Source organism: Saccharothrix sp. ST-888 (assembly GCF_000955975.1).
Lineage (GTDB): Bacteria > Actinomycetota > Actinomycetes > Streptomycetales > Streptomycetaceae > Kitasatospora.
Map to the genome: position 1 here is coordinate 1 of NZ_JYJF01001112.1, position 252 is coordinate 252.

Here is a 252-nt window from a genome sequence, read left to right on the forward strand (position 1 = left end):
CCGACGACGGACCGTTGACCGCAGCGACCGAGATCCGCTCCTCGCCCCAGACGCTCAGCCGCTCACGCACCAGCTCCACCGGCAGCGCGACCGACACCAAGCCACCACGCCCCGCCAGACCACCGGCAATCGCCCGGCTGCGCAGCGCAACCTCCCTCGCGCCGTCCTCCAACGACAGCGCACCCGCCACCACAGCAGCCGCGATCTCACCCTGCGAGTGGCCCACCACGACCGACGGCGACACGCCCGCCG

Annotated in this window: 1 protein-coding gene; it reads right to left on the minus strand. The window is 73.4% G+C overall.

The annotated features are described in order from the left end of the window. Positions 1-252, minus strand: a 252-nt coding sequence (locus UK12_RS35845; protein WP_156179196.1) for an acyltransferase domain-containing protein, incomplete at both ends; no start/stop codon positions are given.